This is a genomic window from Dysosmobacter welbionis (assembly GCF_005121165.3).
In the GTDB taxonomy this organism is placed as follows: domain Bacteria; phylum Bacillota; class Clostridia; order Oscillospirales; family Oscillospiraceae; genus Oscillibacter; species Oscillibacter welbionis.
Genome location: NZ_CP034413.3, coordinates 394,142 through 420,265, shown reverse-complemented (window position 1 = coordinate 420,265; position 26,124 = coordinate 394,142). Strand labels below are relative to the sequence as shown.

At 55.0% G+C, this 26,124-nt stretch carries 27 protein-coding genes and 1 pseudogene; 25 read left to right on the top strand and 3 right to left on the bottom strand.

The window, feature by feature from the left end; translation table 11 throughout:
• Positions 1 to 134 precede the first annotated feature (134 nt).
• From EIO64_RS02185 to EIO64_RS18735, 16 genes and pseudogenes are all read left to right on the top strand, one after another.
• Positions 135 to 479 (top strand): annotated as a pseudogene (locus EIO64_RS02185) (DNA cytosine methyltransferase); the annotation flags it as partial.
• A gap of 25 nt (positions 480 to 504) precedes the next feature.
• On the top strand, positions 505 to 1,053 hold the full coding sequence (locus tag EIO64_RS02180; protein ID WP_006876464.1) for a hypothetical protein: 549 nt from the start codon (positions 505 to 507) through the stop codon (positions 1,051 to 1,053).
• A gap of 8 nt (positions 1,054 to 1,061) precedes the next feature.
• The gene (locus tag EIO64_RS02175) at positions 1,062 to 1,352 is read left to right on the top strand and encodes a hypothetical protein (protein WP_006876463.1); all 291 of its coding nucleotides are present in this window, start codon (positions 1,062 to 1,064) and stop codon (positions 1,350 to 1,352) included.
• Positions 1,349 to 1,930 carry a hypothetical protein gene (locus EIO64_RS02170; RefSeq protein WP_006876462.1) on the top strand — a complete coding sequence of 194 codons (582 nt, stop codon included), beginning with the start codon at positions 1,349 to 1,351 and terminating at the stop codon, positions 1,928 to 1,930. Before EIO64_RS02175 ends, EIO64_RS02170 begins: the two co-directional genes overlap by 4 nt.
• Positions 1,931 to 2,113: 183 nt before the next feature.
• Entirely contained in the window at positions 2,114 to 3,892 is a 1,779-nt protein-coding gene (locus EIO64_RS02165; protein WP_227127601.1) for a VirB4 family type IV secretion system protein, read from the top strand.
• On the top strand, positions 3,889 to 4,698 hold the full coding sequence (locus EIO64_RS02160; RefSeq protein ID WP_006876459.1) for an adenine nucleotide alpha hydrolase family protein: 810 nt from the start codon (positions 3,889 to 3,891) through the stop codon (positions 4,696 to 4,698). The genes EIO64_RS02165 and EIO64_RS02160 overlap by 4 nt, the downstream gene beginning before the upstream one ends.
• Positions 4,699 to 4,716: 18 nt before the next feature.
• Positions 4,717 to 6,111, top strand: coding sequence for a hypothetical protein (locus tag EIO64_RS02155; RefSeq protein WP_006876458.1), 1,395 nt, complete (start codon positions 4,717 to 4,719; stop codon positions 6,109 to 6,111).
• Positions 6,108 to 7,190 carry a M23 family metallopeptidase gene (locus EIO64_RS02150; protein ID WP_006876457.1) on the top strand — a complete coding sequence of 361 codons (1,083 nt, stop codon included), beginning with the start codon at positions 6,108 to 6,110 and terminating at the stop codon, positions 7,188 to 7,190. The genes EIO64_RS02155 and EIO64_RS02150 overlap by 4 nt, the downstream gene beginning before the upstream one ends.
• 4 nt (positions 7,191 to 7,194) lie before the next feature.
• Positions 7,195 to 8,529: a hypothetical protein gene (locus EIO64_RS02145; RefSeq protein ID WP_009261384.1), complete on the top strand. Its 1,335-nt coding sequence runs from the start codon at positions 7,195 to 7,197 to the stop codon at positions 8,527 to 8,529.
• A 46-nt stretch (positions 8,530 to 8,575) separates the two neighbouring features.
• On the top strand, positions 8,576 to 10,033 hold the full coding sequence (locus EIO64_RS02140) for a hypothetical protein (RefSeq protein WP_006876455.1): 1,458 nt from the start codon (positions 8,576 to 8,578) through the stop codon (positions 10,031 to 10,033).
• A 13-nt stretch (positions 10,034 to 10,046) separates the two neighbouring features.
• Positions 10,047 to 10,307, top strand: coding sequence for a DUF6103 family protein (locus EIO64_RS02135; protein WP_006876454.1), 261 nt, complete (start codon positions 10,047 to 10,049; stop codon positions 10,305 to 10,307).
• Positions 10,307 to 11,749 (top strand): hypothetical protein, encoded by a 1,443-nt coding sequence (locus EIO64_RS02130; protein WP_006876453.1) that lies wholly within the window; start codon positions 10,307 to 10,309, stop codon positions 11,747 to 11,749. Before EIO64_RS02135 ends, EIO64_RS02130 begins: the two co-directional genes overlap by 1 nt.
• A gap of 165 nt (positions 11,750 to 11,914) precedes the next feature.
• The gene (locus EIO64_RS02125) at positions 11,915 to 12,370 is read left to right on the top strand and encodes a hypothetical protein (RefSeq protein WP_006876452.1); all 456 of its coding nucleotides are present in this window, start codon (positions 11,915 to 11,917) and stop codon (positions 12,368 to 12,370) included.
• A gap of 563 nt (positions 12,371 to 12,933) precedes the next feature.
• Positions 12,934 to 13,341 carry a hypothetical protein gene (locus tag EIO64_RS02120; protein ID WP_006876451.1) on the top strand — a complete coding sequence of 136 codons (408 nt, stop codon included), beginning with the start codon at positions 12,934 to 12,936 and terminating at the stop codon, positions 13,339 to 13,341.
• Positions 13,342 to 13,363: 22 nt separating this feature from the next.
• The gene (gene mobP3 / locus EIO64_RS02115) at positions 13,364 to 16,360 is read left to right on the top strand and encodes a MobP3 family relaxase (RefSeq protein ID WP_006876450.1); all 2,997 of its coding nucleotides are present in this window, start codon (positions 13,364 to 13,366) and stop codon (positions 16,358 to 16,360) included.
• 13 nt (positions 16,361 to 16,373) lie between these two features.
• On the top strand, positions 16,374 to 16,508 hold the full coding sequence (locus tag EIO64_RS18735; RefSeq protein ID WP_255654015.1) for a hypothetical protein: 135 nt from the start codon (positions 16,374 to 16,376) through the stop codon (positions 16,506 to 16,508).
• On the opposite strand, the gene EIO64_RS02110 is transcribed toward EIO64_RS18735, so the two are convergent.
• Positions 16,502 to 16,762 carry a hypothetical protein gene (locus EIO64_RS02110; protein ID WP_136890733.1) on the bottom strand — a complete coding sequence of 87 codons (261 nt, stop codon included), beginning with the start codon at positions 16,760 to 16,762 and terminating at the stop codon, positions 16,502 to 16,504. The genes EIO64_RS18735 and EIO64_RS02110 overlap by 7 nt on opposite strands.
• On the opposite strand from EIO64_RS02110, the gene EIO64_RS02105 reads away from it, so the two are divergent.
• The 4 genes from EIO64_RS02105 (at position 16,756) to EIO64_RS02090 (ending at position 20,809) form a co-directional block, all read left to right on the top strand.
• Entirely contained in the window at positions 16,756 to 18,201 is a 1,446-nt protein-coding gene (locus EIO64_RS02105; protein WP_006876448.1) for a DUF3991 and toprim domain-containing protein, read from the top strand. The genes EIO64_RS02110 and EIO64_RS02105 overlap by 7 nt on opposite strands.
• 290 nt (positions 18,202 to 18,491) lie before the next feature.
• Complete coding sequence (locus tag EIO64_RS02100; RefSeq protein WP_009261382.1) at positions 18,492 to 20,306, top strand: type IV secretory system conjugative DNA transfer family protein; 1,815 nt, start codon at positions 18,492 to 18,494, stop codon at positions 20,304 to 20,306.
• A gap of 14 nt (positions 20,307 to 20,320) precedes the next feature.
• Positions 20,321 to 20,575, top strand: coding sequence for a helix-turn-helix domain-containing protein (locus EIO64_RS02095; protein ID WP_006876445.1), 255 nt, complete (start codon positions 20,321 to 20,323; stop codon positions 20,573 to 20,575).
• Between the two features lie 12 nt (positions 20,576 to 20,587).
• Positions 20,588 to 20,809 carry a hypothetical protein gene (locus EIO64_RS02090; protein WP_006876444.1) on the top strand — a complete coding sequence of 74 codons (222 nt, stop codon included), beginning with the start codon at positions 20,588 to 20,590 and terminating at the stop codon, positions 20,807 to 20,809.
• Between the two features lie 180 nt (positions 20,810 to 20,989).
• Here EIO64_RS02090 and EIO64_RS02085 read toward each other — a convergent pair whose 3' ends face one another.
• Both EIO64_RS02085 and EIO64_RS02080 read right to left on the bottom strand, forming a co-directional pair.
• Entirely contained in the window at positions 20,990 to 22,132 is a 1,143-nt protein-coding gene (locus EIO64_RS02085; protein WP_006876443.1) for a DUF4317 domain-containing protein, read from the bottom strand.
• 192 nt (positions 22,133 to 22,324) lie between these two features.
• On the bottom strand, positions 22,325 to 22,648 hold the full coding sequence (locus EIO64_RS02080) for a helix-turn-helix domain-containing protein (RefSeq protein ID WP_006876442.1): 324 nt from the start codon (positions 22,646 to 22,648) through the stop codon (positions 22,325 to 22,327).
• 193 nt (positions 22,649 to 22,841) lie between these two features.
• Here EIO64_RS02080 and EIO64_RS02075 point away from each other — a divergent pair, with 193 nt between their 5' ends.
• Genes EIO64_RS02075 through EIO64_RS02055 form a run of 5 tightly spaced genes read left to right on the top strand, consistent with a single transcriptional unit; the run spans position 22,842 to position 26,116 of the window.
• Complete coding sequence (locus EIO64_RS02075; protein ID WP_009259978.1) at positions 22,842 to 23,330, top strand: hypothetical protein; 489 nt, start codon at positions 22,842 to 22,844, stop codon at positions 23,328 to 23,330.
• 50 nt (positions 23,331 to 23,380) lie between these two features.
• Positions 23,381 to 23,554 carry a hypothetical protein gene (locus tag EIO64_RS02070; protein WP_170180083.1) on the top strand — a complete coding sequence of 58 codons (174 nt, stop codon included), beginning with the start codon at positions 23,381 to 23,383 and terminating at the stop codon, positions 23,552 to 23,554.
• 16 nt (positions 23,555 to 23,570) lie between these two features.
• The gene (locus EIO64_RS02065) at positions 23,571 to 24,953 is read left to right on the top strand and encodes a DUF6138 family protein (protein ID WP_024730824.1); all 1,383 of its coding nucleotides are present in this window, start codon (positions 23,571 to 23,573) and stop codon (positions 24,951 to 24,953) included.
• Positions 24,954 to 24,963: 10 nt separating this feature from the next.
• A complete protein-coding gene (locus EIO64_RS02060) occupies positions 24,964 to 25,806 on the top strand; it encodes a DUF2262 domain-containing protein (protein WP_006877285.1) in 843 nt (280 codons plus the stop codon).
• A gap of 31 nt (positions 25,807 to 25,837) precedes the next feature.
• Positions 25,838 to 26,116, top strand: a complete 279-nt coding sequence (locus tag EIO64_RS02055; RefSeq protein ID WP_009259976.1) for a hypothetical protein — start codon at positions 25,838 to 25,840, stop codon at positions 26,114 to 26,116.
• The last annotated feature ends 8 nt before the right edge of the window (positions 26,117 to 26,124 follow it).

Sequence of the window (26,124 nt, the reverse complement as noted above, 5' to 3'; positions counted from 1 at the left end):
CTACATTATAGAGGTGTTTTTATATTTTTCTTATCTGGAGGTTATTTATGAACAACACACAAAAAGTATTGAAAAACCAGCACATTTGCGAACAGGCCACGCCTAATCTCGGGATAACTCAATCCTCGGGATTAGATCACCATGCCGTGTTCAGCCGCCAGCGTGTGGATGTGTTCAAAAGCAACGAGGTGGTCAGCACTCAGAGCGCTCGTCAGCACAAAGACGCAACAGATTTGGTCGTGGATATGGACGAGCCAGATAACAGCGCCTCCGCTCCAAGAGGTGCCTCGGTTCTTCTGATCCGCCGTCTGACCCCGCTGGAATGCGAGCGCCTGCAGGGATTTCCGGATGGTTGGACTGATATCGAGGGTGCTTCCGACTCCGCCCGCTATAAAGCACTGGGCAACAGTGTAGCGATTCCTTGCGTCGACTATGTTTTGCAAGGAATCGCATGGGCGACCACAGCACAGATAGCTTGAATGATTATGAATAGGAGATGCGATCATGGAACCGATGAAAAACCTCTGCGGCTTGATTCCCGAGTCGCTTCACAAGCGGCTGATGGAGGGCAAAAGTCCTGAAATGACAAACGGTGAGTATCTCACTAAGATACTCACTACCTATCTGGACCAGCCAGCCACAGCAAAGCAGGAACAGCGCACCCTGGCCGTTCAGATCTCAGATGACATGTTTCAGCGGCTGAAGTCCTACCTGGATGCTCATGCGCCCCTCACCCAAAAGGCACTGGTTCAGAGCCTTTTGAATCAGGCACTGGATCAGTGGGAACATGGCGAGGAACCGCTCCAGAGTGCGGTCCTTCAGGACAACAAGAAAGAACGGACGCTGGCCATTGCTATGCCCGAATCTCTTTTCCACCGCGTTGAGCAGTATGTGGAGGCGCATAATGGCGTATCCAAACGAGTCTTCGTTGTGGGGTTGGTGGCACAGGAACTCCAATCTTGGTTGATGGAACAAAGCCCAGACGAAGTACAAGATCAGGAATTCGGCCCCGATCAGGATGAACAGGGGTTTGGAATGAGCATGACGATGTGAGGTGAAACATGTACATTTATCCCGATAATCTGAAATCCAAAGCCGTACTGTGGCTGTGGGAACTGCGGGACATCGCTATCATTGGCGTGGGCGCCCTGATCTCTGTGTTTGCCATGGCCCAACTTGGCTTCCTGCCCCCAGTGGTAATCACTGCGGCCTATGCCTTCCTCTCGATTCGGCTGGAGGATACCAGTATCTTGGACTTCCTGCGCTATGCAATCCGATATTTCCTCCTGGGCCAGCAGACCTATGCCTGGGGGCTGTGTAATCCATCAACGGATAGGAGTGATAGAAAATGAGCAGAAAAAAAGAAGCAACGGCCAAACAGACTACCCGGCAGCTCATCGGGATCGACGAGATCACCGACAGCGGCCTAAAGACCAGTCATGGGAGGCTGATTTTCTTTGCCATCAAGCCCACCAACCTCTCGGTCCAGCCCCCGGAGGCTGTGAGCAATCGCATCTATGCCCTCATGACCGTCCTCAAGGGGCAGGCTGAGATCGAGATGTTGGCCCTCAACTCCAAGGAGAGCTTTGAGGACAACAAGAGGCACTATCGCCAGCGGGCTGCCGAGGAGGACCTGCCGGTCATCAGCCGGCTGCTGGAGGCGGACGCTAAATCACTGGACCGTCTACAGATCCAGATGGCGACCGCCCGTGAGTTCTTCATACTGGTCCGGTTGCGTGAGGAAACAGGGATGGAGCTGCACACCCACCTCTCCCGCATCCAGAAAAGCCTCGAGGATCAGGGCTTCAAGGCAAGCCTCGCCAGCGGCGAGGATCTCAAGCGCATGCTGGGCGTGTATTTTGAGCAGAATGCCACCACGGAAAAATATGAGGATTACGACGGGGAACGCTGGATCATTCTGAATGACTGACCCGTGCCCCACAATTTAATTGATATGGCCGTCAGGAGAACTTCCGGGCCATATCAGGAAGAAACAGTGCGATAAAAGATCTCCTGCCGGCCTGGACAGGAGGTTTTTTCATTGCCGAAAAACAGAACAAAGAACTCTCCCCGGCCTGTGGTGGAGGAACCATATATCAAGGATTTCCTCGACATGGTCGCCCCCTCGGTCATCGACTTCAAGGTGGACCACTACCTGTGCGGCAACACCTGCCGCTGTGTATGGGCGCTGCGGGAGTACCCCACTTCTACCGATGAGCAGGCCATCCTGCGGCATCTGGGCGAGATGGACGGGGTCACCATCCGCATCTACACCCGGCAGGTCACCCCCAGTGAGGAGCGCCGGATCATCCACAACGCCGCCAACAAGCACCGAATGTCCCGCTCCAGCACCGAGGATCTCCAGCAGACTGTCACTGCCGAGGCCAACCTGCAGGATGTGGTTACCCTGGTCTCCTCCATGCACCGCAACCGGGAGCCGCTCCTCCACTGTGCGGTGTTCCTGGAGCTGACCGCCCCGGACTACGACACCCTCAAGCTGCTCCAGACCGATGTGCTCACCGAACTGGTTCGCTCCAAGCTCAATGTGGACCGGCTTATGCTCCGTCAGCAGGAGGGCTTTGTTTCTGTTATGCCAGCCGGCCGCAACGCCTTCGGCGCCCAATTTGAACGGGTCCTTCCGGCCAGCTCGGTGGCCAACCTGTATCCCTTCAATTATTCTGGCAAGACCGATCCTCACGGATTCTACATCGGCAAGGACAAGTACGGGGCCAATATCCTCGTAGATTTTGATAAGCGGGATGACGATAAGACCTCCGCCAACATCCTGATCCTCGGCAACTCCGGCCAGGGTAAGAGCTATCTGCTCAAACTGCTCCTGCTCAACTTCCTCGAGGCGGGCAAATCCGTGATTTCCCTGGATGTGGAACACGAACAAAAGGATATGTGTGAGACGGTGGGCGGCTGCTTCATGGATCTGATGGGCGGCGTGTACCGCATCAATCCGCTGGAGCCCAAGTGCTGGGATGACGGCAGTGGCCCGGAGGACAGGGACGCGCCGGAGGCATTCCGCAAATCCACCCGGCTCTCCCAGCACATCTCCTTTCTCAAGGACTTTTTCCGGGCCTACAAGGATTTCTCAGACCGCCACATCGACGCCATTGAGATCATGGTGGGCAAGCTGTACGCCAAATGGGGCATCAGCGACAGCACCAACTTCGCCGGCCTCAAGCCCCAGGACTATCCCATCCTTTCCGACCTCTATAAACTCATTGAGCAGGAGTACAGAGAGTACGATGGGAACTGCCACCAGCTCTACACAGCGGAACTGCTGCAGGAGATCCTGCTGGGCCTCCACTCCATGTGCCAGGGCGCCGAGGCTCAGTTCTTCAACGGGCACACCAATGTGACCTCCTCCCGCTTTATCGTCTTCGGGGTCAAGGGGCTGCTGCAGGCCAGCAAGAATGTGCGCGGCGCCATGCTGTTCAACATCCTGTCCTATATGTCCGACCGCCTGCTGACCATCGGCAACACCACAGCGGCGCTGGACGAGCTGTATGTGTGGCTGTCGGATAATGTGTCGGTGGGTACCACCATCATCGAGTATATCCGCAACACTCTCAAGCGGGTCCGCAAGAAGGAATCCAACCTCATCATGGCCTCGCAGAATCTGGAGGACTTTGACCGGGAGGGCATCCGGGAGTTGACCAAGCCCCTGTTCGCTATCCCGCCCCACCAGTTCATCTTCAACTGCGGCTCCATTGACAAGCGGTTTTATATGGATCTGCTCCAGCTGGAGGAGGCGGAGTACAACCTCATCCGATTCCCCCAACGGGGTGTGTGCCTGTTCAAATGCGGCAACGAGCGGTATCTGTTGGAGGTTCACGCTCCAGCCTATAAGGAGGCGCTGTTCGGCACAGCGGGCGGGCGATGAATGTGGTTGGGTATGGAGGCGGAACGGACAGCACGGCAATGCTGGTAGGACTGTGGCGGCACCATGTCCCAGTCGACCTGATCCTTTTTGCCGATCCCGGAGCCGAGCAGCCGCATACCTATGCCTACCTGGACACCATGAGCCGCTGGCTGGAGAACCATGGGATGCCGGCGATCACGCGGGTGTGGTACACCGAGAAGAACGGCCAGAGGCTGACGCTGGAGCAGGAGTGCCTCCGCTCAGGAACGCTGCCCTCCATTGCTTATGGGTACAAAAAATGCTCCCTCAAGCACAAGGTTGCCCCGCAGGAAAAGTTCTGCAGGCACTACCAGCCCTGCATTGATGCCTGGGAGAAAGGAGAAAAGGTCGTCAAGTTCATTGGATACGATGCCGGAGAGGAGCGCCGTCTGCTCAACGCCCTTCCTCATGACCTTCAGGATAAAAAATACCAGAAGGAATATCCCCTGATGGAGTGGGGCTGGAGCCGAAAGGACTGCATCCAGGCGATCCGGGATGCCGGCCTTCCCCTGCCGGGCAAGTCTTCCTGCTTCTTCTGCCCCAGCATGAAGCGGTGGGAAATTCGGACATTGTACCACCGCTACCCGGATTTGCTGCGGCGGGCTTTGGCGATTGAAGACGCAGCCATGCCAAACCTCACATCAGTGCGGGGGTTGGGCCGGAACTGGGCCTGGCGGGATTTTATCTGCGCGGATGAAAATCAGCTGGCGATTCCGGGCGCTTTCTCAGATGAGGATCTGCCCTGTTCCTGCTGTATGAAGGGTGAACTGCCAACAGCAGATCTATAAAAGAGAAAGGAAATTCGAATGAAAAAAATTGAATTGGAGCAGTGGGAGCCGTTTCCGGGAGATCCCCGGAGGATGCAGTATGCCGGTCAGCGCGTCGCACAGGAAGTCTTCGAGGAACTGAAGCACCGTCTGGAAAGTATGGGATATCTTCCGGACGAGTATTTTCTCATGGACCGGGAATGGGAAAATGGCCGGGAGATCCCCAAAGACGCCGACATCTTCTGTACCACCGACTACGGCGGCAACGAGGGCGTCTATTTAGATGTGTACCTGAAGTGGTATGAAGACAGCCGCCCCGTCACCAAAAGTTTCATCACCGGCAAGACGCTGGGCGAAACCGGCGCAGATCTGGACCGGATGTTCCTCATCTCCTCCGCCATCACCAAGGCGTTCCACGGGGACGGCGAAACCTATGCCCGACATCTCCGTCAGGGTGAGCGGGCGGAGCCGGAGGGCATGATCGTCCACCTGAATCCTACGGAGCAGCGCACCATCATCGAGGCGCTGGTGGAACAGCAGGAACGCCAGGAACAGGCCATGTCCCAGACGGAACAGCTCCTGCGGCGGATGACCGGGAGCATCACCGCCTATATGGATGAGGTGGGACGGTACCCCCTGCACATCAGCGACTACGATAAAACCGTGTTGGCCATTCGGGACGGAGAATTTGACGCCTTCAAAAACCTTTATCCCAGGGTATCAGACCAGACGGATGACCTGCTGATCGAGGTGGCGGGACGCCCCGGTGTCGTGGGAGGAAATATGACCCTGATACTTCTTGCGGCGGTGGAGAGGTTTTCCCCGGAGGCATATCTCACTGCCTGTAAGCGGGCGGTGGAAACGGGAGACAGTTGGCGGGTACAAACATTGGTGAAGGAATCAGAAGGCCGCCTCTCGGAGCCGCTCCCCTCCCTCCACGGTGAGGTGATCCTCTATGCCTATACAAATAACTGCCGGAACATCGCCAAAGACCTGATCGCCCAATGCACGCCGGAGCAGATTGCTTCTGTGCCCCCGAAGCTTCTCCGCTGGGTTGCGGAAAAGCTGGACTTCCAGACCGCGGTGGATCTGGTGGACAAGGGCGTCCGACCGGGCGATGAGGTGGCCGGCATCCTGCGCACCCTCACGGGCCAGCATCAGGAGTGGATGGCAGAGAGACTGCTGGAACACGGGATGCCGGTGGAGCCGGACAACTACGACGCGCTCTATGCCTGTGTCAGCAATCAGGCGGTCGGAGCCGCCAAGCTCCTGCTGGACCGGGGAATTGATCTGGAGCAGTACCAGCTGTGGGCGGAGCATCGGCCCAAAGGCGATGGGTACACGGAAACCATGGAGGAGCTGGCCGCGTACTGGTCTGAACTGCAGAACAGTACGCAGCCAGAGGATTCGCCCATGAAAGGTATGAACCTATGAGTGCCACCGTTGCAGCGGCCGTCAAAGCGGCGATAGTAATTCTTTCCAATGAGGAAGCCCGCAAAAAGGTGGGCTGGGGCATTGTGGCTATCCTTTCCCCGCTGATCGTTCTGGTGGTTCTGCTTTGCGCCATCCTCTCAGGAACCTCACAGCACAATGTGTCCGCCGTGGAGCTGTGCTTCCACGGCGGCTCCATTTCCGCCAGCGCCACGCCGGAGTACCAAAGATACATCGAGGATATGCGGAACAGCTTTGACCAACTGGACGAAGTGATCGCGGAGATCAATAGTCAATGCGAAGATGGAAAAAGCCTTGACGATACCCGCGTCAAGGCCATTTTTTATGCTCTGTATTTCGCCGCAGAACAGCCAGATACAGATGGCATCCATGAGTTTGCGGACTGTTTCGTGGATTATGAGGAGCGAACCCGAACGGTTACCACCACCGACGAAGAAGGCAATGAGGTGGAGACCACAGAAACCTACATGGTGGCCGTTCCTATTGAAGACCTGGCTGAAATTTATGAGCGGATCAGCCATGCCATTGGAGTCGAGGTCACCGCGGACCATCAGGCCAACGCTGACAGTATCTATCATCTCATCCTTTATGGCAGCCCCAGCGGGGAAAGCGGCGGCTGGTTCCCTGGGGCTGATGTCCCGTTCATTGGGGTGGATGGCTTCTGCTCTCCCATCGGAGCAGGCTGGGAGTCCGTGGTCACCTCGGAGTTCGGGTATCGCAGCGACCCCTTCACTGGCGAGACACGGGGACACACCGGGATAGATCTGGCAGTACCCACAGGCACCCCTATCCGGGCCGCACTGCCTGGGACGGTCACAGTTTCCCAATATAACAGCAGCTATGGTTACTATGTGATAATCGACCACGGCAATGGACTATCCACCTTGTATGGCCACAATTCCCGTCTACTGGCCCAGGTTGGCCAGACAGTGGAGGCTGGGGATATCATTTCCCTCTCCGGTTCCACTGGGAGGTCTACAGGTCCGCATCTGCATTTTGAAGTGCGGGTCAATGGGGAGCGTACCAATCCCCGCTATTATTTACCGAAGACTGGAGGATGATATTTTGCGGCTGAAACTTCAATTGCCGGCCAAGGCCGGACGCTTCCACATCTTTGAGTGTGAGGCAGTTCGGCTGGTTACGCTGCCGGACGAGGAATTCCAAGACTTTTTGAATGGCCCTCACCAGGATGGCCGCTGGGCTGCAGAGCCGTTCTATGCTGATGAACACGGTAGACGGATCTACCAGGGCGTCCTCGTTTTGGGAGAGGGGCATAAAGACGGAGTTTTTGCCTATGATGGGGGGAAACACTTTGCCTACTTGCCCGGAGCAAGAGCGGTGGTTGATTCCATTCTGGAGCAGGCAGTGGAAAAGATCATCAGGGAGGGAGCGGAAAACACCAACGAGGGTAGCTGGTGCTATTATTTCAGTGAGCTTTATGAGCAAATGGGATTGGTGATAGAGGACGGGAACGGCTTCGATACCATGCTCCTTGAGAAGCTGGAGCAGCGGCCGGAGGCGGCGGATGTCACCCTGACGGACGAGTGCTTTGATGTCTGCTATTATCTGGACTACTGCAAAAACCTGGCGCCGGAGCAGCCCGCCCCCTCTCTTTCCGCAGAGCGGAAGGAGGAGATCATATCAGGCATTCTGAACTATATGGCAGAGTATTTCGATGACAGCAGCCTCTACGATATCCTTCATAACACATTGGAAATCTGCAACGATGAAATTGGATGCCTCGGCTTCGCTCTGTATGATGAATATGTGGACGAGCAGATCGAAGCATCTGAGGTGCAGTCTGACCTTCTCCCAAAATCAGGGAAGCTGGTGAATCTGCTTTCCGCCTATGAAGAATTACAACAGATCCCAGATGAGGAACGAATCACCCGCCTGGCTCCAGGGGCTTTCGGTTACTGCCTTGACCCAAATGTGCCGGATGAACGGCTTCATACCGCGTACCAGCAGGCTCTGTCCGCTCTCGAACTGGAGAGCGATGAAATCCAGGAGGCCGAGAGCTTCACCTCCCGTGATGAAATCATTTCCCGTATGCGGGACTGCCTGTTAGCTAAGGAGCTGACGGCTGGAGACAAGGTGCTGTTTGTCGCTACCGAGCCATATGGAGGCCCCGGCGATTTCGATCTACGCGGTGGAGTAATAGAGAGCGTGGATGAAAAGGACAAGACTTGCTCTGTGCGGGGAACTTTTTTCACAATGGAAAAAGTCCCCCTTCACTATGTGCTTGGGCGGTACAACCCAGCGGTTGGTGAGGAGCACTATGGGGTCCGCGGCATCGTCCCCTTCTTTTGCGAGGACAAAGAACTGGCTGGGTATTACCTGAATGAGGTCCGGACCATGTGGGATGTGGAGATGGGTGAGGAACAGGATCTCTCTATGTAAAACAGACAGAACACGGTAATAAAACGATGGGAGGGATACTACGGCAGTGCTGTATCAAGTAGAGCAACGGGGACGGCAAACCGCTTTTGTAGGCGAGGATGGAGCTGGGCTTGTGGGGCTGTATCCACTGTTAGCGCGGGCCGCTGCCATCGCGGAAAATGAGAACAGCAGCTTCGCGGAGGCTCTTTCTCTCGCTGCCGCTGAACGCGGCACTCCACTCAGGCGGGTATTTGCAGATGAAGCGGAGGCCCTGAGCCATGACCTTGGTCATGGCGGGGCTGCGGAACAGCGGGCGGTCATTGATCTGGACAATGGGCGAATACGGTTGGAATATGACCACCGGGCCGGCAGCCTGCGGGAGAGCTTGGATGCCCTGGCAAACCATTTTCCAACGGCAGGCGCCAACAGAATCCAGAACAGGCTCATAGCTTTCCTTGCGGAGCATGACGGAAGTGAGGAACTCTACAAGACGCTTCACAATGAGTTGGGACTGACTAATCAGGAGATTGAGGCCATGGGCTTCGATCTCGCCCACCGCTATGAGCCTGACTGCGATGACGCATACCAGGACATCGTGGACTACATTCGCTTTGAGCAGGAAACCTCGAAGATGTGGCCCTGGCTTATCTCCGGCGATGAGATGCTTGCCCAGGAAACGACCCTGCGGGAGATCGCTGGCCGGCTGACTGCCGCTGGCGAATGGGATACGGAGAGCATCTACGAGAGCTTGACGGAAGCCTTTGGAAACAATCTATCGCTGGATAAACAGTCCAAGGATGACACGAAAGAGGAGGAAAGAAACATCAATATTAAACAGGATCAGTTGGATCTGCTTTGGCAGTTGGAGGAGTTCAGAAAGAAACATGAACATCAGGCAGAGCCGTCCGACTGGGCGATCCGGATGTGTGAGGCGTTTGTTGCCCGAAGTATGGGCTTCACAGACCGGGTACAGTGGACGGAACTGCTCCGGCAGAAGGGTGAAACTCTCTTCACCTTCGACTGGAAGTCCGGCAGCGTCAGCGACCATGTAGTCCAGTGGTGCAAGGAAAATAATCGGAACTGGAGATACAGCCATCTTGGGGAGTTGCAGGTTGCCCATGGCGGCGAGTGGAGAAAGGTCGATTATTTCTGCAGGGATGGCAGTGAAACCAGAGTGTATTTTCCACCAGAGCCTGTGCAGGAGCAGCAGCTCCATGCGCTGGCGGAAGCCCCGGCCGTCCATCTGCGGGATCTGTTGACACTTGGACTGCCGGATCATGATGTCTATTTAGTTCATGCCGCCGAAGATGTTGGCTGGGTGCCCGCAGCGGACCTTCCCCGTCTGACCGCCCAGGGCAAAGAAGAATTCTCGGCTCTTCTGGATGCCAAGATTGCCGCCATCCGCCCCGGCCCCTATGGAGTGGAACTGGTTCTGGACGGCGTCAATTCACAGCTTCTGGCACAATACGATGAAACACTTGCCAACAGTTCCAGGGCAGAACATGCCATGGAACTGTTTCTGTAATGGAGGGATCACGATGAAAAAAGCCACAGTCACGGTTTCATTTGAGCAGGAAAAACTCAAAGCCGTCCAGTTCTATGCGGGAAAGAACGGTACCTCTTTAGAGTTGGAACTGGATATGTTCATGGAGAAGCTCTACAAAAAATATGTGCCTTCTCAGACCAGGGAGTATATTGAAAGCATGGCGGAGCCGGAGGAACAGCCCCGCCCGCGGCCTGCCCGGTCCCCTCGAAGCGCCGCGCCGGATACTTTTGACGAGAAGAAGGGGGTTGAATAATGGCCGATTCTGTATCTACCGAGGCGTGGCTGGATCAGCGGCGCTGGGCGGCGCTGGAGGAGGCGCTGAAGGCGCAAGGCAGTAATGTTAAACGGCATCTGCAGGATTATTTGATAACGCTGTACAACGAAACTGTTCCATTAGAACGGTGGGTACAGATTGAAACAGCTATCACAAAGGAAGAACTGGAGTCAGCACAGGCAGCGGAAGACCAGAAAGTCTATGCGGCTTTTCATATTCGGGAGAATGGCCATGACAGTATCTTCTCAACGGGTAATGGCGAGGAATTTCTGGATGTGGCCATACGGCTGCGCCGTTATCTGCAAGGAGACGCCGAGGCGGTGAAGGGCGGTTTCTCCCACCACTTTTATAAGACACAGCCCATTACGCGGGAGCGGTTTGATGAATTGGCCGCCTTGCGCCTCGAAAATACTGGCAAAGTATCAGGTGCGTTTGAGATTGATCTGGATGCCGGCTGGTGTTCCGCGCTGAATCTCGCAGACGGTTGGCAGACCTTCAAAAACAAGGATGTATCTACGGCCGCCTACCACGCCAACCGAACTCGCAACCTCCAGAGAAACGAACAATGGCGCAGACTTGTAGATTATCTGTACGGCCGGAATATTGAATTGCAGACCTTTGGTTCGATTGAAACCAGAGGAATCCGACCTCTGCGGGAGGGCGATCTTACCTTCTCGGAGGAGATCATTCTGTCAGGCCATGGACTGAATTTTCAGTTTGACTTCACCAGCGATGAGGCCCAGCGGGAGGTTCTTGGCCCGGCGGCGGACTGTTTAGAGCCGGGGGGCTGGCTGGATATTCTCTGCAATTACGACGCCGCACGGCAGGAGGCCGACGCCACCCTTTCCCTTACTCTACATCGCCAGGATGGAGTGGTACAGAAACTTTTCACCTATCCCCTGGGAAAAGAAGAACGGGCTCTTTTGCGAAAACAGATGGAAGCGGACTACCTCGGCAGGACCGGGAAAACGCTGAACGATTACTACGCACAGTTGGATATGGAGCGTGAAGCCCCTCCGGAACTCACTGCAGGTACCAAAAGGCTGCCGGTAGATGCGGTATCCTTCACCGATGAGATCACAGAGTGCGATGGGAAACTGAACTTCTATATCCCCATAAACTTCGATCCTGACGCAGTATTTGGTACCAATGTTGCCTCTGCCTTCAACGATGACTGGCTGAATGTGTACGCCAATTTTGGCTGGAAGACCGGGCGGATAGACAGCGCATTGACCGTATGTCTCGTCTGCTCTGACGGTCATGAGTTTGAGTTTTTCTACCCGCTGACTTCCGCGGAACAGGTCCAGTTGTGGAACCAGATGGACGCCTACTGTCACCAACAGAATGGACAGAGCTTGGGGGAAACAAGGACCGCCCTGCTGCGGGAGCAGGCGGAAGAAGGGCTGGAGATTCGGCTGTAGGAAACGCCGCTCGGTAAATTTTATCGACTTCCCACAGCTTCTCAAGCCGCTTTTTATTGGCAATGATGAATGGATTTCTCTCCGGAAGTGTGGCATTGTGTTGTTGCATGGGCAGCCAACCGGCGCCTGAAACAAACCAAAAATCCGAGGAAAGGAGTTCAACGAATGAAAGCCAAACAAGTATGTAAACTGCAGGAAAATCTCGCAAAGGAGGCCATTGCATACCTTATGCTCTATGGAACAGCTGTGGATGTAACTCCATATCGAAAGGCTGTGACACAGGTTGGAACGGCATGGGGACTTCCAATACCAGACACACAGCGGTGGCTGGACTTGATCCGTCAGGAAGAAATCGCAGTTACCCAAGCAGCCGAGCCCGAAAAGGTGAATCATGTGATGGAGGAAAAAGACCTGCCGATAAACGCCAGCGGCCTCCAAACCCTGGATAATATCTGGGGCTTGTTCGAGACAGCAGTGAAGCTGAACAGCGCCGATGGCCGCCGTGAAATGTACGCACTGGCCAGGGAATTGAGTGAATGCCAGAACCTGACGGACTGGATCATCAAGAGCCAGACAGAGAACGAGGGGGCCCAGGTGTCTATGGCCTGCACACAGAACTGAGCAAACCAATAGCCGATGCTCCATGAGAAGCCGTGCGGCAGCACGGCTCTTTTTGTGAAGTGGAGCGCATTCCCCCGCCATTGCCCCCTGTGCGGCCCGGTGTGCCCTTTTCCGGGGCTGGGTGGCATCCGTACCCCTGCCGTCCCTCCCGGCGATTTGTGGGGGCTTTGTGCGGGCCGTTCCTAAAATGAGCAGTGACCGTCCTGCGTTGATGGCCTCTCACTTTCGCCTTTAGCGAGGGTGAACCGAGGGGTCGAAAACAGTGCAGGATAAAGAGCGGGGGTCGCAAAGCGTCCCCCGCTCGGCTCACACCGCCCCGCAATGCGGGCCGGGGAACGGTTTTGCGGGGGTCACTTTTCAGGGGATGGGATCACACCGGGGGTCACCACGGCTGGAATGGCCCATCACTTCGGCGTTTATCCGGCATTATAACAGGGATATGGACAGAAAAGGAGGCACAAAAGCAAAGTATGGGCGGCATTCAGCTTTGAAGTAAAGAAGCCTCTTAAAGAAAACGAATCCCTGGCCATGCAAAGGTCAGGGATTTTTGATTGGAGGAAAGTATGGCGAGAGAAAAAATCAAGTTCGCTCTGCGTATTGCTCCCGAAACACAGCAACTGGTCAAAGAACTCTGTGAAAGGGATAACTGCCAGAGCCAGAACGAGTTTATTGAAAAGGCAATCCGCTTCTATGCCGGCTATGTTTCCGGCAAGGAAGCCACAGCATATCTGCCGCCCGCACTGGTGGCAGCCATGCGCGGAACCGTCCAGGACAGTGAGAACCGCATCGCCCGCCTGCTCTTCAAACTGGCGGTGGAGGTCAACATGATGATGAATGTACTGGCGGCGGGCATGGAAATCAGTGACGAGGATCTCAAGACACTCCGCGCCCGGTCCGTCCGTGAAGTGAAGCAGACCAATGGGCGCATCAGCTTCAAGGACGCCATCGACTACCAGCGGGGCGTGGAGTGATGCACAAAGGTGGTGACAGTCTGTGCCGCGCCTGATTTTCAAGTGCCCCTACATCAAGGGCGGTACCTCCTCCGCCACCGCTCATCTTGAAAACTATGTGAAATATATGGCCACACGGAATGGTGTGGAGCGCATCGATCCGGGACGCAGTGAGTGGCCGGCCACCTCAAAGCAGAAAAAGATGGTGGAACAGATCCTGCGGGACTTCCCGCTCAGCCGTGGGATGTTTGAATACGAGGACTATGCGGCCGAGCCGACACGCACCAACGCATCGGAGTTCATCACTCGCGCTCTGGAGGACAACTATAACCAGATCGCCAAGAAGGATAACTATCTGAAGTACATCGCCACCCGCCCCCGCGCCCAGCGCGTCGGTTCCCATGGATTGTTTACCGGTGAGGAAGATCAGCTCGTACTGGCGCAGGTAGCGGAAGCGGTCGCGGCCCACCCCGGTAATGTGTGGCTGCCCATCATCTCTCTGCGGCGGGAAGACGCTGCCCGTCTCGGCTATGATAAGGCGGAAGAATGGAAAGCACTGCTCTCCGAGTATGCCATGGAAATGGCGGAGGCGATGAAGATCCCCTGGGAGGATTTTCGGTGGTACGCTGCATTCCATGATGAAGCACACCATCCCCATATCCACATGGTCTGCTACAGCGCCGATCCGTCGAAAGGCTTTCTCACCACGCAGGGCATCGCCCAAATCAAGTCGGGACTGGCAAAAGAGATCTTCCGGCAGGAGCTGACAGAGCTTTACCAGCAGCAGACCCAGAGTAGGGACACGCTGAATGAGGATGCCCGCTCTATGCTGGAGCAGTTAATTGAACAGATGTGGAGCGGCGCCGTGGTCAACCACCGCATGGAGAAGCTCATGGAGCATCTGGCGGAACGCCTGCGGCACACCGGAGGCCGGAAGCAGTACGGCTACCTCAAGGCTCCGCTGAAGGCTGTAGTGGATGAGATTGTGGACGAGCTGGCCAAAGAGCCATGTGTCGCCGCAGCCTATGCCCTGTGGTATGAGCTGCGGGAAGATGTGCTGCGTACCTACAAGGATGACCTGCCTCCACGCCTTCCCCTTTCCCAGCAGAAGGCATTCAAGCGGATCAAAAACATCGTCATTGAGGAAGCGGTAACACTGGGGGCGCGCCAGCAGGTTTTCCATCCAGATGACCAGCAAGACCGTGTCCCTGTGGAGGACCAGGAAGAAGCGCCGCTGCCGGAGGCGCCCCAGCCTGATAATGACTGGAATGATTTCTCGGAGTCCCCACCGGACGATGTCCCAGACAAAACGGTGTCTGCGCCAGCCAAAGCGCAGATGAACTGGAGCGATGAGTACCGCCTGGCCCGCCGCTGTTTGTTTGGCGGCAAGGATCAGCCCCAGGATCTTGAGCAGGCGTTTACCCTGTTCCAACAGGAGGCGCAAAAAGGCAATGCGCTGGCCATGCACGATCTGGGCCGGATGCTTGCGGACGGGCTGGGCCGGAAGATTGATATGCAGGCCGCCCATGTGTGGTACAGCAAGGCGCTGGCCGCTTTCTATGCTGTTGAGAGGCAGAAGAAAAAACGCTATGCGGAGTACCGGATCGGCAAACTGTATGCCGCGGGCCTCGGCTGTGAGCAGGACTATGGTGATGCCGCCCGGTGGTTCCAACTTTCCGCAGACAAAGGGTACAAGTATGCGCAATATTCCCTTGCCGGCCTGTTTCGCCGTGGACAGGGTGTGGAACAGGACGATGCGCGGGCGCTGGAGTTATACACAGCCTCCGCACAGCAGGACTTCCCCTATGCCGCCTACGAGTTAGGAAAGATGTATCGGGACGGCATTGGCTGTGAGAAGGACGCCGAAGCGTCGGAACAGTGGTACCGGCAAGCCTTCGCCGGATTTCTCGAATTGGAACAGCAGAGCCATGACGATAAATTGCAGTACCGCATCGGATGGATGCTCCTCCATGGTGTAGGGACTGGTAAAGATGAGACGGCAGCCAGGGAGTGGTTTGAACAGGCGTCCAAACTGGACAATCCCCACGCGCAGTACCAACTGGCCCGGATGATTTTCAATGATCCATCCTCTACACCGGAGCAGACAGCCCAGGCATTGGAGCGGCTGACAAAGGCGGCGGAAGCCGGCCAGGACTGTGCTCAATACGCGCTCGGCAAAATCTATCGGGATGGTCAGGGCGTGGAAAAAGACATTCAAAAGGCGGTGGCTCTGTTCACACTTGCGGCAACGAAGGAAAACAGCTTCGCCGCCTTTGCTCTTGGCAAGCTGTATCTTGCCGGTGACGCAGCCCTGCCCAGAGACCCGGCGGCCGCACTGAAATGGCTCACATACGCTGCGGAACTTGGGAACCAGTTTGCCCAGTACCGCCTGGGAAAACTGCTGCTGAAGGGAGACGACGGTATCCCAAAGGATGTAATAACCGCCATCCGCTGGCTTACTGCCGCGGCCAAACAGGAGAACGGGTATGCGGAATACGCCCTGGCTCTGGTCTATCTCACAGGAGAAGATGCACCCAAAGACAGCGTAAAAGCACTAAGTCTGCTGAAGCGGTCAGCAGGCCGGGGTAATCAGTTTGCGCAGTACCGGCTGGGCAAGCTGCTGCTCCAGGGGGAAGATGCGCCAAAGGATGTGAAAGCCGCCATCCGCTGGCTCACCGCCGCAGCGGAACAGGGCAATCAATACGCCCAGTATGCCCTCGGCAAGCTCTATCTGCTTGGGAAGGAGGTCCCAAAAGATAGATCCAGTGCGATCAAGTGGTTCCAGCTGGCAGCGGATCAGGGCAATGAATATGCTCAATATTTCCTGAAACACATGGATGACCGCTTGGGCCAGCCTCCTGTGGCGGCCGTCATTTCGCTGTTCCACCATCTGGCCAACATTTTCCAGGAGCAAAACCAACCACCGCCCTCCGGTGGCGTTCGGGTCGCGGTGGATCGGAAGCTCCTACGAAAAATCAAGGCGAAGAAGATCGCTCAGGGCCACAAGGCGGATGACCATGAGCCGGAAATGCAGCTATAAGGGAGGTAATCTTTTGAAACAGAAAGTGCAGTTTAAACAGCAGATTTTATTGGCGCAGCCAAAAGGCATTCAAGGGCTGAAAAGGCAAAAGCCAATCCCGTGCAGACCTGTTCTGTTCCACCGGAAACTCAAGGGAAGGAATCAGTGAGAGGCATATGAGGTATGAACCTGCGGACTCCCATTAATAGCCTCTGGAGCTTCAACAAGAAGTTCTGAAATCTTTTTCTCTTTTTCAGTTACCCTTTCAGGCACCTTTCCAGTCACACTATCGCTGTGGTCTATGGGCGTTGGGATCAAGTCCAAGAGCTCCGAAAGATGCCAACCAACCGAATGAATTAACACAGATTTGAGAGGCCGCATACTGCGGTCTCTTTTTTGATAAGGAGGGATGTAGCGTGCCATATATCCACTTCACAGAGGACCAAAAACTCCGTGCCAACTCCGTTGACCTGGTGGAGTTCCTGCGCCGGCAGGGAGAGAAACTCATCTCCTCCGGCCAGGACAAACGCCTCACCTCAGATCACAGTATTACTGTGCATGGGAATGAGTGGTATGATCATGCTGCAGAAAGGGGTGGCCATGCAATCTCCTTTGTCCAAAATTTCTACGGCCTGACTTACCCTGAAGCAGTGACCCGTCTGCTCAATGGTGAACAGGGGGAGGTGTATATACCGGCGGAGAAAAAAGAAAAAGAGCCGCCAAAGGAATTTGCCCTGCCTCCCTCAAACCAGGCCATGCGGCGGGTATATGCTTATCTGCTCCAGCAGAGGCACATCAGCCGGGAGGTACTAAGCGCTTTCGCACAGAAGGGACTGATCTATGAGAGCCGGGAATTGTCCATAGATCAGACAAAGGTGTATCACAACGCCGTGTTCGTCGGATTCGATGAACGCGGCGTTGCCCGTCATGCCCACAAGCGGGGGCTCTATACCCAAGGCAAAAGCTACCGGGGCAACATAGAGGGCAGTGATCCCCGGTGCAGTTTCCACTGGGTCGGTACCAGCGACCGTCTCTATGTATTCGAGGCCCCCATCGATCTGCTTGCCTTTCTCACCCTGTACCCGGACGGCTGGCAGCAGCACAGCTATGTGGCTCTCTGTGGTACGGCGGAACATGCCATGCTGTGGATGCTGGAGAAAAATCCAAATCTGCGGAAAACCATCCTCTGCCTGGACCACGACGCTGCCGGAATTGAGGCCGTCGGCCGGCTCTCGGATGTTCTGCGGGAGCATGGCTATTCTCAAATTGCCCCGCTGCAATCCGAATACAAAGACTGGGACGAGGATCTGAAAGCACGGCATGGACTGGAGGCACAGCCCGCCGAGGAGCATCCGCAGTTTGTGGCGGCAGACCTCGTCTGCCAGCGAATCGGGACCAGGTGCAAGGAAGTTCAGCCGGACCGGGCGGCTTATCAAATCCCCGGCCTGCTCCTGCAGTACCGGAACGACCTTCATTGGGGACGCTTTGACCAGGCGATGGAGCACATGGAAACCATGGCGGCGCTGTCCCTCTCGGTGGTGCTGCGGGAGTGCAAACAGATGGGTACCGCGCTGACCGTTGAGCAGGGAGTCCGGTTTTTAGAAAGCCACATCCTGCCTCACCAGAACCGGAGTATCCTCAAGAACCGGGCGGATGAGATCGCCATGCAATTCCAAAGCGTATTGGCCAAGAACAATCGCCAGGGTATCCGTACCCAGGCAGAGAAAAAAGAGGTGGCCAGCGCATGGCTGGAGCTGGCCATCTCCTGTGCCAAGGTGCCGGTCAAGTACGAGGCCGACGAGATCAAACGGCGGCAGAAAGAGGAAAAGACCCAGAGGGAAACTGAGCCAGTGATGGCCTAAGCCTGAAACAGCAAAGCGGAGGAATGGCTCAGTCCCACTCCTCCGCATCTTCCTGGCTGCTTGTTTGTCTGCTGAGATATTCTGCCCGCTCCTGCTTATTGGCTGGCCGGGTTGCCTGCTTTCCACAGTCCGGGCATTGCTCCGGCAGTTCCGGCGCCTCAAACAGATAGTAGCAATGGTCACATGCGCAAATCAAAGCAATCACCTCATACCAATTTATTATAGCAGACAAAGCGAAAACTGAACATCCCCTTCTGATATTAAGGCGTAGATATCAAAAGGAGGATCATGTGCCAACGCAAGTTATAACACTTATCGTGGTAGGCGCCATCATGTTTCTCGTGATCGGCGGCCTCGCGTTTCTCTCCCATTACTATACCCTTGACGGAATCAAATCCAAGACTGTGGGCGACGGCCAGCACGGAACCGCACGCTGGGCTACCAAACAGGAGATTCGGCAGACCTATGCCCATGTCCCTTTTGAACCAGAGCTGTGGCGCAAGGGAGAGCATCTGCCGGAAAAGCAGGGCCTTGTCCTTGGCTGCGAAGGGCCCAAAGACCATGTTACAGCTCTGGTGGACACCGATGACATCCACGCCATGGTCACCGCCGCCAGCGGCGCCGGAAAGACCGCGTTCTTTTTGTACCCCAACATCGAATATGCCCTCGCCAGCGGGATGTCCTTCCTCTGCACGGATACCAAGGGCGACCTGTTCCGCAATTATGCCGGTATTGCCAAGGACTGCTACGGATACCAAATCGCCGTGTTGGATCTGCGTAATCCCACCCGCTCGGACGGCAACAACCTGCTTCATCTGATCAACAAGTACATGGATATCTATAAAGCCGACCCCAAAAACCTGGCGGCAAAGGCCAAGGCAGAGAAATACTCCAAGATCCTCGCCAAGACCCTCATCAACACCAGCGGCGGCGACAGCGCCCAGTATGGGCAGAATGCTTTTTTCTACGATTCCGCCGAGGGCCTTCTGACTGCCATGTTCCTGCTGGTGGCCGAGTACCTGCCCACCGAGGACGCGGACGGCAATCCCATTGAAAAGCGCCACATCGTGTCGGTGTTCAAGTTGGTGCAGGAACTGCTGGCCCCCAGCCGGGTGAAGGGAAAGAATCAGTTCCAGCTCCTGCTGGAAAAGCTCCCGCCTAATCATAAGGCCCGCTGGTTTGCCGGGTCCGCCCTCAACACGGCGGAGCAGGCCATGGCCTCCGTAATCTCAACGGTACTGTCCCGCCTAAACGCCTTCCTCGACTCGGAGATGGAGCAGATCCTCTGCTTTGACACCGCCATTGACGCGGAGAAGTTTTGCAATGAGAAATCCGCCATCTTTATCGTACTGCCCGAGGAGGACCAGACCAAGTATTTTATGGTCAGCCTGATCCTCCAAAACCTGTATCGGGAGATCCTCACTGTGGCCGACGAGAACGGCGGCCGGCTCAAGAACCGGGTGGTCTTCTTCGCGGACGAGTTGGGCACCTGCCCGCCCATTCAGTCGCTGGAACTGATGTTTTCCGCCTCCCGGTCCAGAGGACTCATGCTGGTGCCTATCGTCCAGAGCATTACGGGACAGCTGCAGAAAAACTATGGAAAAGAGGGCTCTGAGATCATCGTGGACAACTGCCAGGTCAACCTTTACGGCGGCTTCGCCCCGGCCAGTCAGACCGCGGTGGAACTGTCCAAATCTTTGGGCAGCCGGACGGTAATGAGCGGCAGTATCTCCCGCGGAAAAAACGATCCCAGCCAGTCCCTCCAGATGATGGAGCGTCCCCTCATGACCCCGGATGAACTTAAGTCCATGCCCAAGGGCAGCTTTATTGTGGCCAAGACCGGCGTCCACCCAATGAAGGTCAAACTGCGGCTGTTCCTTGACTGGGGCATCCGGTTCGGCATGCCCTATGAAGTACCGGAGAAGGCCCAGCGGTTCGTTGCCTATGCTGACAAACAGGAGTTGGAGGAGTCCATCATCCGCCGCCACTATGGGACGATTGTAATGGATAGTGAGCAGCCGCAGGGAGGCGGCACATCCGCTGGCGGTATGGCTCAGGGAATTCAGGCCGCACCGGATTCCCGCAAAACGGTATTTCGGCCTTGACGGAGGGAAACAGAATGAACAGCTTTAGAAATATCTACAATTCCAATCTAAGCCACAGAGCCAAGAGCGTCTATATGTACCTCAAGGATCGGGCAGACAGCGAGGGACGCTGCTGGCCGGCCATCAGAACCATTGCTCTGGAGTTGGGGCTTTCCCGCTCTACGGTCAAGCGGGCACTGGATGATCTCTGCAGGGCTGGTCTGCTGCAAAAGGACCCACGCTGGCGGGAGAATGGGAGTCTTACTTCCAATCTGTATCATGTGGTATGACGGAGGTGTCCAATGCTGGTTGAGATCGATCTACTGGATTATTTGGCTTATCAAATGGGATGCGGAATTCTTTCTGATCTTCGGCTGTTCCAGCAAAGTGAACGGCTGCACAGGCTCACTGCCGCGATCCCTTTAGGTGCATGCAGCGAACAGGAATGGCTGGATGCGGCACAGTATTTGACAGGCCATGACTGCGCATCAGCACTGGAAGCAAGAAACCGTCTGGTGAGATAGCCTGTAAAAAGCAGACCCTCCCGCCAAGGGGAGGGTCTACATATCATGTGAACCGAGTCCCGGTTCATAATGAACCAACCAGAAGCGCCCACTCTAAGGATTTTATTTAAGACAGAAAATAACAAACAATATCTGGCCTTAAAGGTTATACCGCCTTGCGTTGTGTCCGGCTTTTGAAATTTAATCGTCTTTCTGTGCAGCTGTAATGCTGACAGCAAAACCGTTGACCTCCACGCCATCTTCAGTAGGGATTAGGAGGTACTTGCGCCCGTTGATAATTTGAGTTTCCACCAGGTAACTATACTCTGGATCAGCAGAAATGGTGATCTCAGGTGTCTTGATCTCAAAGCGGCTGCTGTCGATCAGGTTTGCCGGATTCAGGACAACCCCCGAACCAAACTGCTCGCCGCAGTTTTCCTGGAATGCTGCCACCTGTTCATCCGCAATCCCGCAGCTTTGAAGGATTTGCCCTATTTCTGAGGCACTCATCTCCAGAGGTTCCGAACTCCTGCTCTCCCTGTGCTCCTTGATTTTCTCACGCAGCTGTTCATGAACAGTCTGCATCACTTCCAGACTGCAGTCAAACGCATCGCTCAGAGCTGACTGGAATGCTTCCTTCTGCTCAACGGCAGACATCGGCGCTTCCACATGGAAGATCGCGTCAATGAACTCCTGGTGAATTTCATTGGCCTTCCTGCTGTAAAAGAGAGCGTTATAGATATTTGCTGCCCGGTCATCGAATGCCGGGAAGAGAAAACCCAGCTCAGGAGGAGCGACGGTTTGCCCGGCAGCACAGTGGAATTCATTGTCACCGGGAAAATATCCCAACTCTACCTTGCCCTCCTTGATGGGGCACACAACACAGACGATGTAGGTGAACACCTCATCCGAGGCATCCGCTTGCAGGGAATCATCCTTGCCCCGATGGGGAACATCGTAGCTGTCACAGGTCAGGAGCAACAGGTAACTGCTGTCCCCCATGTCCAGACTGTCAATTACCTTGTGGTAAAAGGTCTGGCGGGCCTCGTTGTCCTTAAGCTGGGAATCCCGCAGTGTGGTGAGCAGGCGGTGTTCCTCACTGTCCACTACCTGCTGAGTGGAGAATACGATATCAATGAGGTTTTTCCCCAGGGAACCGGACAGTCCCTTCTTCAAAAGGCTCAAATACTTCTCGGACTCCTCCTGCGGCATCATGCCCAGGGATTCGTCCAGATCGGAAACGATCTCTTTACTGCTGTTGACATAGCATCCATAAACACGGCTGATGGCGCTTTTTTCCGGGCGAAAACGGCGCCGCAGCTCATTGATTTCTTTTTGGTTCATTTTTTCCTACCTCGCTTTGTAATCGGAACGGTTGATAACAGACGATGAAATCCATTTTAGTGGAAAGAGCTTGAAATTTCAATAGCCGGAAGTTCTTTCCCCCAAGAGCGCAAAAAAGAAACCGCCCATGTCAGAAACTATCAGGAACTGACTGAGCGGCATATTTTTCATGTCAAACGCCAGTAGGAGCGGTTATTTTCTGATCCAGTCCAGAAAAACAGCTACTTTCTCCAAGTCTTCATCCGGCAGGGCAAGCAGCTTCTTGCCTATGATCCCACGCAGGGAATCCGGATCGTCCATAGGAGCAAAGAAAAGAGTTGGCGTCAAATCAAAGTATTCCATGATGTTGAACAGCTCCCGGAGAGAGGGCATAGAAATTCCATTGGTGATGCTTCTGATGTAGGAGCCGCTCTTTCCAAGCTCCAGGCTCATCCGATGCTCAGAAACGCCCTTCTGTTCCCGCAGCTCTGTGATGCGGTTCCGCACAAACGCTTCATAGCGGCGGTTATCGTCCATGATCCTCTCCCTCCAATCTCTACTTATTATTTTAATATAAGGGAGCGTCGCGGGTTCGCACTTAAATCATCAACTTTCGCTTCACACAACGAATAATTAGTGATATAATTATTAAAATGGGCGTTGGCTTTATAGTTCTATTATGAATCACAATCAATAAAATATGACTGCGACTGTGTATGAGGGCTGTCAGATGGGAAGCTGCTTCTTTATAGGGCATAGGGAGACACCAGATCGGGTGTACCCAACCCTGCTTGAAACCATAGAGCGCCATATCACGGAATATGGCGTATCTGAATTTGTGGTGGGGCGGTATGGCAACTTCGACCGTCTGGTGATCTGGGCACTGTCGCAGGCCAAGCGAGCGCACCCGGATATTACGCTGATGCTGATGACCCCATATTACCCAGTCAACAGAAAGGTGGATCTGCCAGAGGCGTTCGACGCTCTGTTCTATCCGCCGGATCTGGAAACGGTCCCCAAACGGCTTGCCATCGTCCGCGCAAACCGATATATGGTGGAGCGCAGCGATTTTCTCATCGCCTATGTGCGGCATCCGGCCAGCAATGCCAGAGAACTGCTGGAGTATGCCGGGACAGGAAAGAGAAAGGGAAAAATCCACATCACAAATTTGGCTGAGGAGCAAATCTCTCTTCCAAAGAAAACAGATGATGTGATATAATAAAATAGTAAAGTATACCCATTTAGAAATTTGTAACCCGAGGTCTTGCTATGGAAGAAAAACTGGGACAGTCCACGGCTGTTCTGTTCAAATATGAAAAATTGATTTTGGCTGAAGAAGAAACCACATCCGCTGGTGGATGTGGCGTCTCCCTTGCGGCCTTTTCATGCCCTGCGTCAGCCTGTCCAAGTGACAGGGTGTCGCGGGGATTTTTTATTGTCTAAACAGAGGTGATCAAGCATGAGCTTACCAAAGCGCGATGGTGTAAATGACCGTTATTATCTGATACATAAACCGGACACTTCACCAGAAGTACTGGCGGAGGCGGATCTCTGCATTCAGGATGTGCTGAACGGCACCGCCCGTGAAAATCACTCCGCCTACCCGACCGTGGTGCGAAACCACAACGGGACGCCATTTCTCCCTGATCAGCTGCTGGAGCGGTATCTGACCGAGCTGCCGTTGAAAGGATTTCCCTGTGAGGATGCTGTCTCTCTCTGCGACGCCATGCGGCGGCTGGTGGGCTGGCAGGAGATCCACTATACATTGGAGAAGTACATAGAAAAGCAGGTACAGGAACGCTACTTCCTTGTGGGAGAGCGGGATGATGGCTTTACCGTCTTTCCGCCCTGCACGGTACTGCCGGAATTGCGCCCCGAGGATGCGGATGAAGAGCTGCTGCGCTTTGCCTGCTATGTGGCGGTCTGCTGCACGGTGTATGGACAGAGCTTTGAGTATCTTAAAACCGAACACATCCTCGGCCTGGTTTCCCAGCTCCGTCCCGACATGGTGAAGCAGCTGAAAACAGCTGGCAGCGGCAAATTGCCAAAGGACATCCAGCGGCGTAAGACGGAGCATTTCACCGCCTCGGCCAACGACGCTTTCGCCACCATCCGCATTACCGCCAGGGACTGCGGCGAGGGGGCCTGTGAGGAGGCTCTCAGCTATCTGATTGAGATTTTGGAGCAGCCGGAGTTCCCCCGCAGCTACTCCATCGAGTTTCGCGGACCGGAGAAGATCTACCTGCCCATCCCCGGCCTGCCCAAGAAGGGTGTCCATCAGCTTTTTGCCTGTGCGGTGCGGTATCCCCGTCTCCATGTCCGGATGGAGAATTATGCTCGGCTGGCCATGCAGGAGGACGAGTGGTACAACAACCTCTCTGATGAGTCCTGCGCCATGCCTGGCACCTTTGCCGTGTTTGCCCTGGGACTGGAAGGGCCGAAGTGGTGGCGGCTGGTGTGCGATTACCTGGATCGCTGTGATGACGAGCACTCCTCTTTGCAAGAAAAGTTTATTCACACCTTTTTTAAGAAGTACGGGTTTACTGCTCAGTCCCTGCCGGTGTTGGTCCACGGTGTCCAGTCCATGCAGAATCTGAAGCCCGCAAAGGAGTTCCGCACCCTGATCGCCAATGAGGAGAGCCTGGATGCTCTGATGGAGATCAAAGGGCATCTGGAATATTACCTGCCGGAAGAATCCGGCAATGACAAAAGGGCGCTGGCCTACCTGTGGCGTGATGTGCTCTGGGCCATCTGGGGCACAGCCTCTGAAAACGGCGGCAGCAAGGTCATCAAGACGGCGCCCAAGGAACTGAAAGAGAAATACCAGCAGGTATTTGCGTAAGGAGAACGCCATGAAAAAGAGAACGGTCAAGGACTTTATTGCCCTGTACGCCCCGGAAGATGAGGAAAAACTGGTACTGATCCAGGACGGTGTCAGCGCAGACAAAACCTTTCTGGATACCTACTGGGCGGCGCATACCCATGCCCTCGCCATGGCGGATGCCCAGACCGGACAGGTGATCTCCGGTCGATGCTACCTGAGCTGGCCGCTGACGGACAAGGAACGGGATGCCGGCGACTATTCCAAGCGGTTTACCAAGGGCCAGATCTACCGGATCAAAGCCCGCGGCTGGAAAGGTGATGCCCTCTACGAACCTCAGTGGTATGTCACTGAGGTACTGGAGGAAGGCGTACCCTGTCCGGCACTGGAGGAGATTTGGGCGGAATACACAAAGCCCATTCTTCTGGAGGACGAAGTGCTGGGAACCCTCACGCTGGATCGTGAGATGAGCATATTCGAGGGGACCTGTAAGTGGATGGGAAAAGAAGTCCGGATCTCGTTGGATGTGGAGATTGAAAAGAAAGCGTCCTGGACCCGTGTCACCAATGTGATGAAGAAACTGGTGGCAGATCAGGAGGTGTGGGACAAGTCCCTGCGGGCGATGGCTGCCCAGAAGCTCACCGCTCAGGCCAACGAGTGGCTGGCGGACAATGACCAGACCGACCGGGAAGCGGAGAAAGACCCCATCACCGAAGATGAGTTCGCCCGGCGCATCCTGCTCACCGAGTTTACAGTATCTCCCGGCGGCCGTTTTACCGCCTGGTACGAGGACGACGATATGTTCTGGGGCCATGTGATCACTGTGGATGGAACGCTGAAAAAAGGCCCCGTTGACGCTGATATACAGGGCTGACAACAACCGTTTACAGGAGGAGGCATCCATTATGTGCGAGCACTGCCGAAACATTCAAATATGGAGAAAATTTGATGCCCCAAAGGACTACCTGGCCTGTATTGCCTATATCCAGCAGTTGGTAGGACAAGGCGAATTTGAACTGATTGCAGAGGAATCCACCTGTCCGCTGGAGAAGGTAAAGACTGAGGATGGATGGGCAGACGAAATTATGGCTCACATGATTAGGTGCAAGCACTGCGGTCAGATATTCACCTGCGTAGTCAACACCTGGCGAGGCAGCGGACACTTCAAAAAAGGCAAAGGATGAAACAGAAA

Excerpts from the sequence above, each read along its gene's own strand:
- EIO64_RS02170 (WP_006876462.1), top strand. The coding sequence starts at position 1,349 with ATGAGCAGAAAAAAAGAAGCAACGGCCAAACAGACTACCCGGCAGCTC.
- EIO64_RS02120 (WP_006876451.1), top strand. The coding sequence starts at position 12,934 with ATGGCGAGAGAAAAAATCAAGTTCGCTCTGCGTATTGCTCCCGAAACA.
- EIO64_RS02150 (WP_006876457.1), top strand. The coding sequence starts at position 6,108 with ATGAGTGCCACCGTTGCAGCGGCCGTCAAAGCGGCGATAGTAATTCTT.
- EIO64_RS02065 (WP_024730824.1), top strand. The coding sequence starts at position 23,571 with ATGAGCTTACCAAAGCGCGATGGTGTAAATGACCGTTATTATCTGATA.
- EIO64_RS02125 (WP_006876452.1), top strand. The coding sequence starts at position 11,915 with ATGAAAGCCAAACAAGTATGTAAACTGCAGGAAAATCTCGCAAAGGAG.
- EIO64_RS02155 (WP_006876458.1), top strand. The coding sequence starts at position 4,717 with ATGAAAAAAATTGAATTGGAGCAGTGGGAGCCGTTTCCGGGAGATCCC.
- EIO64_RS02160 (WP_006876459.1), top strand. The coding sequence starts at position 3,889 with ATGAATGTGGTTGGGTATGGAGGCGGAACGGACAGCACGGCAATGCTG.
- EIO64_RS02095 (WP_006876445.1), top strand. The coding sequence starts at position 20,321 with ATGAACAGCTTTAGAAATATCTACAATTCCAATCTAAGCCACAGAGCC.
- EIO64_RS02110 (WP_136890733.1), bottom strand. The coding sequence starts at position 16,762 with ATGGCACGCTACATCCCTCCTTATCAAAAAAGAGACCGCAGTATGCGG.
- EIO64_RS02080 (WP_006876442.1), bottom strand. The coding sequence starts at position 22,648 with ATGGACGATAACCGCCGCTATGAAGCGTTTGTGCGGAACCGCATCACA.
- EIO64_RS02130 (WP_006876453.1), top strand. The coding sequence starts at position 10,307 with ATGGCCGATTCTGTATCTACCGAGGCGTGGCTGGATCAGCGGCGCTGG.
- EIO64_RS02180 (WP_006876464.1), top strand. The coding sequence starts at position 505 with ATGGAACCGATGAAAAACCTCTGCGGCTTGATTCCCGAGTCGCTTCAC.
- EIO64_RS02085 (WP_006876443.1), bottom strand. The coding sequence starts at position 22,132 with ATGAACCAAAAAGAAATCAATGAGCTGCGGCGCCGTTTTCGCCCGGAA.
- EIO64_RS02090 (WP_006876444.1), top strand. The coding sequence starts at position 20,588 with ATGCTGGTTGAGATCGATCTACTGGATTATTTGGCTTATCAAATGGGA.
- EIO64_RS02055 (WP_009259976.1), top strand. The coding sequence starts at position 25,838 with ATGTGCGAGCACTGCCGAAACATTCAAATATGGAGAAAATTTGATGCC.
- EIO64_RS02060 (WP_006877285.1), top strand. The coding sequence starts at position 24,964 with ATGAAAAAGAGAACGGTCAAGGACTTTATTGCCCTGTACGCCCCGGAA.
- EIO64_RS02175 (WP_006876463.1), top strand. The coding sequence starts at position 1,062 with ATGTACATTTATCCCGATAATCTGAAATCCAAAGCCGTACTGTGGCTG.
- EIO64_RS02070 (WP_170180083.1), top strand. The coding sequence starts at position 23,381 with ATGGAAGAAAAACTGGGACAGTCCACGGCTGTTCTGTTCAAATATGAA.
- EIO64_RS02075 (WP_009259978.1), top strand. The coding sequence starts at position 22,842 with ATGGGAAGCTGCTTCTTTATAGGGCATAGGGAGACACCAGATCGGGTG.
- EIO64_RS02135 (WP_006876454.1), top strand. The coding sequence starts at position 10,047 with ATGAAAAAAGCCACAGTCACGGTTTCATTTGAGCAGGAAAAACTCAAA.
- EIO64_RS02165 (WP_227127601.1), top strand. The coding sequence starts at position 2,114 with ATGGTCGCCCCCTCGGTCATCGACTTCAAGGTGGACCACTACCTGTGC.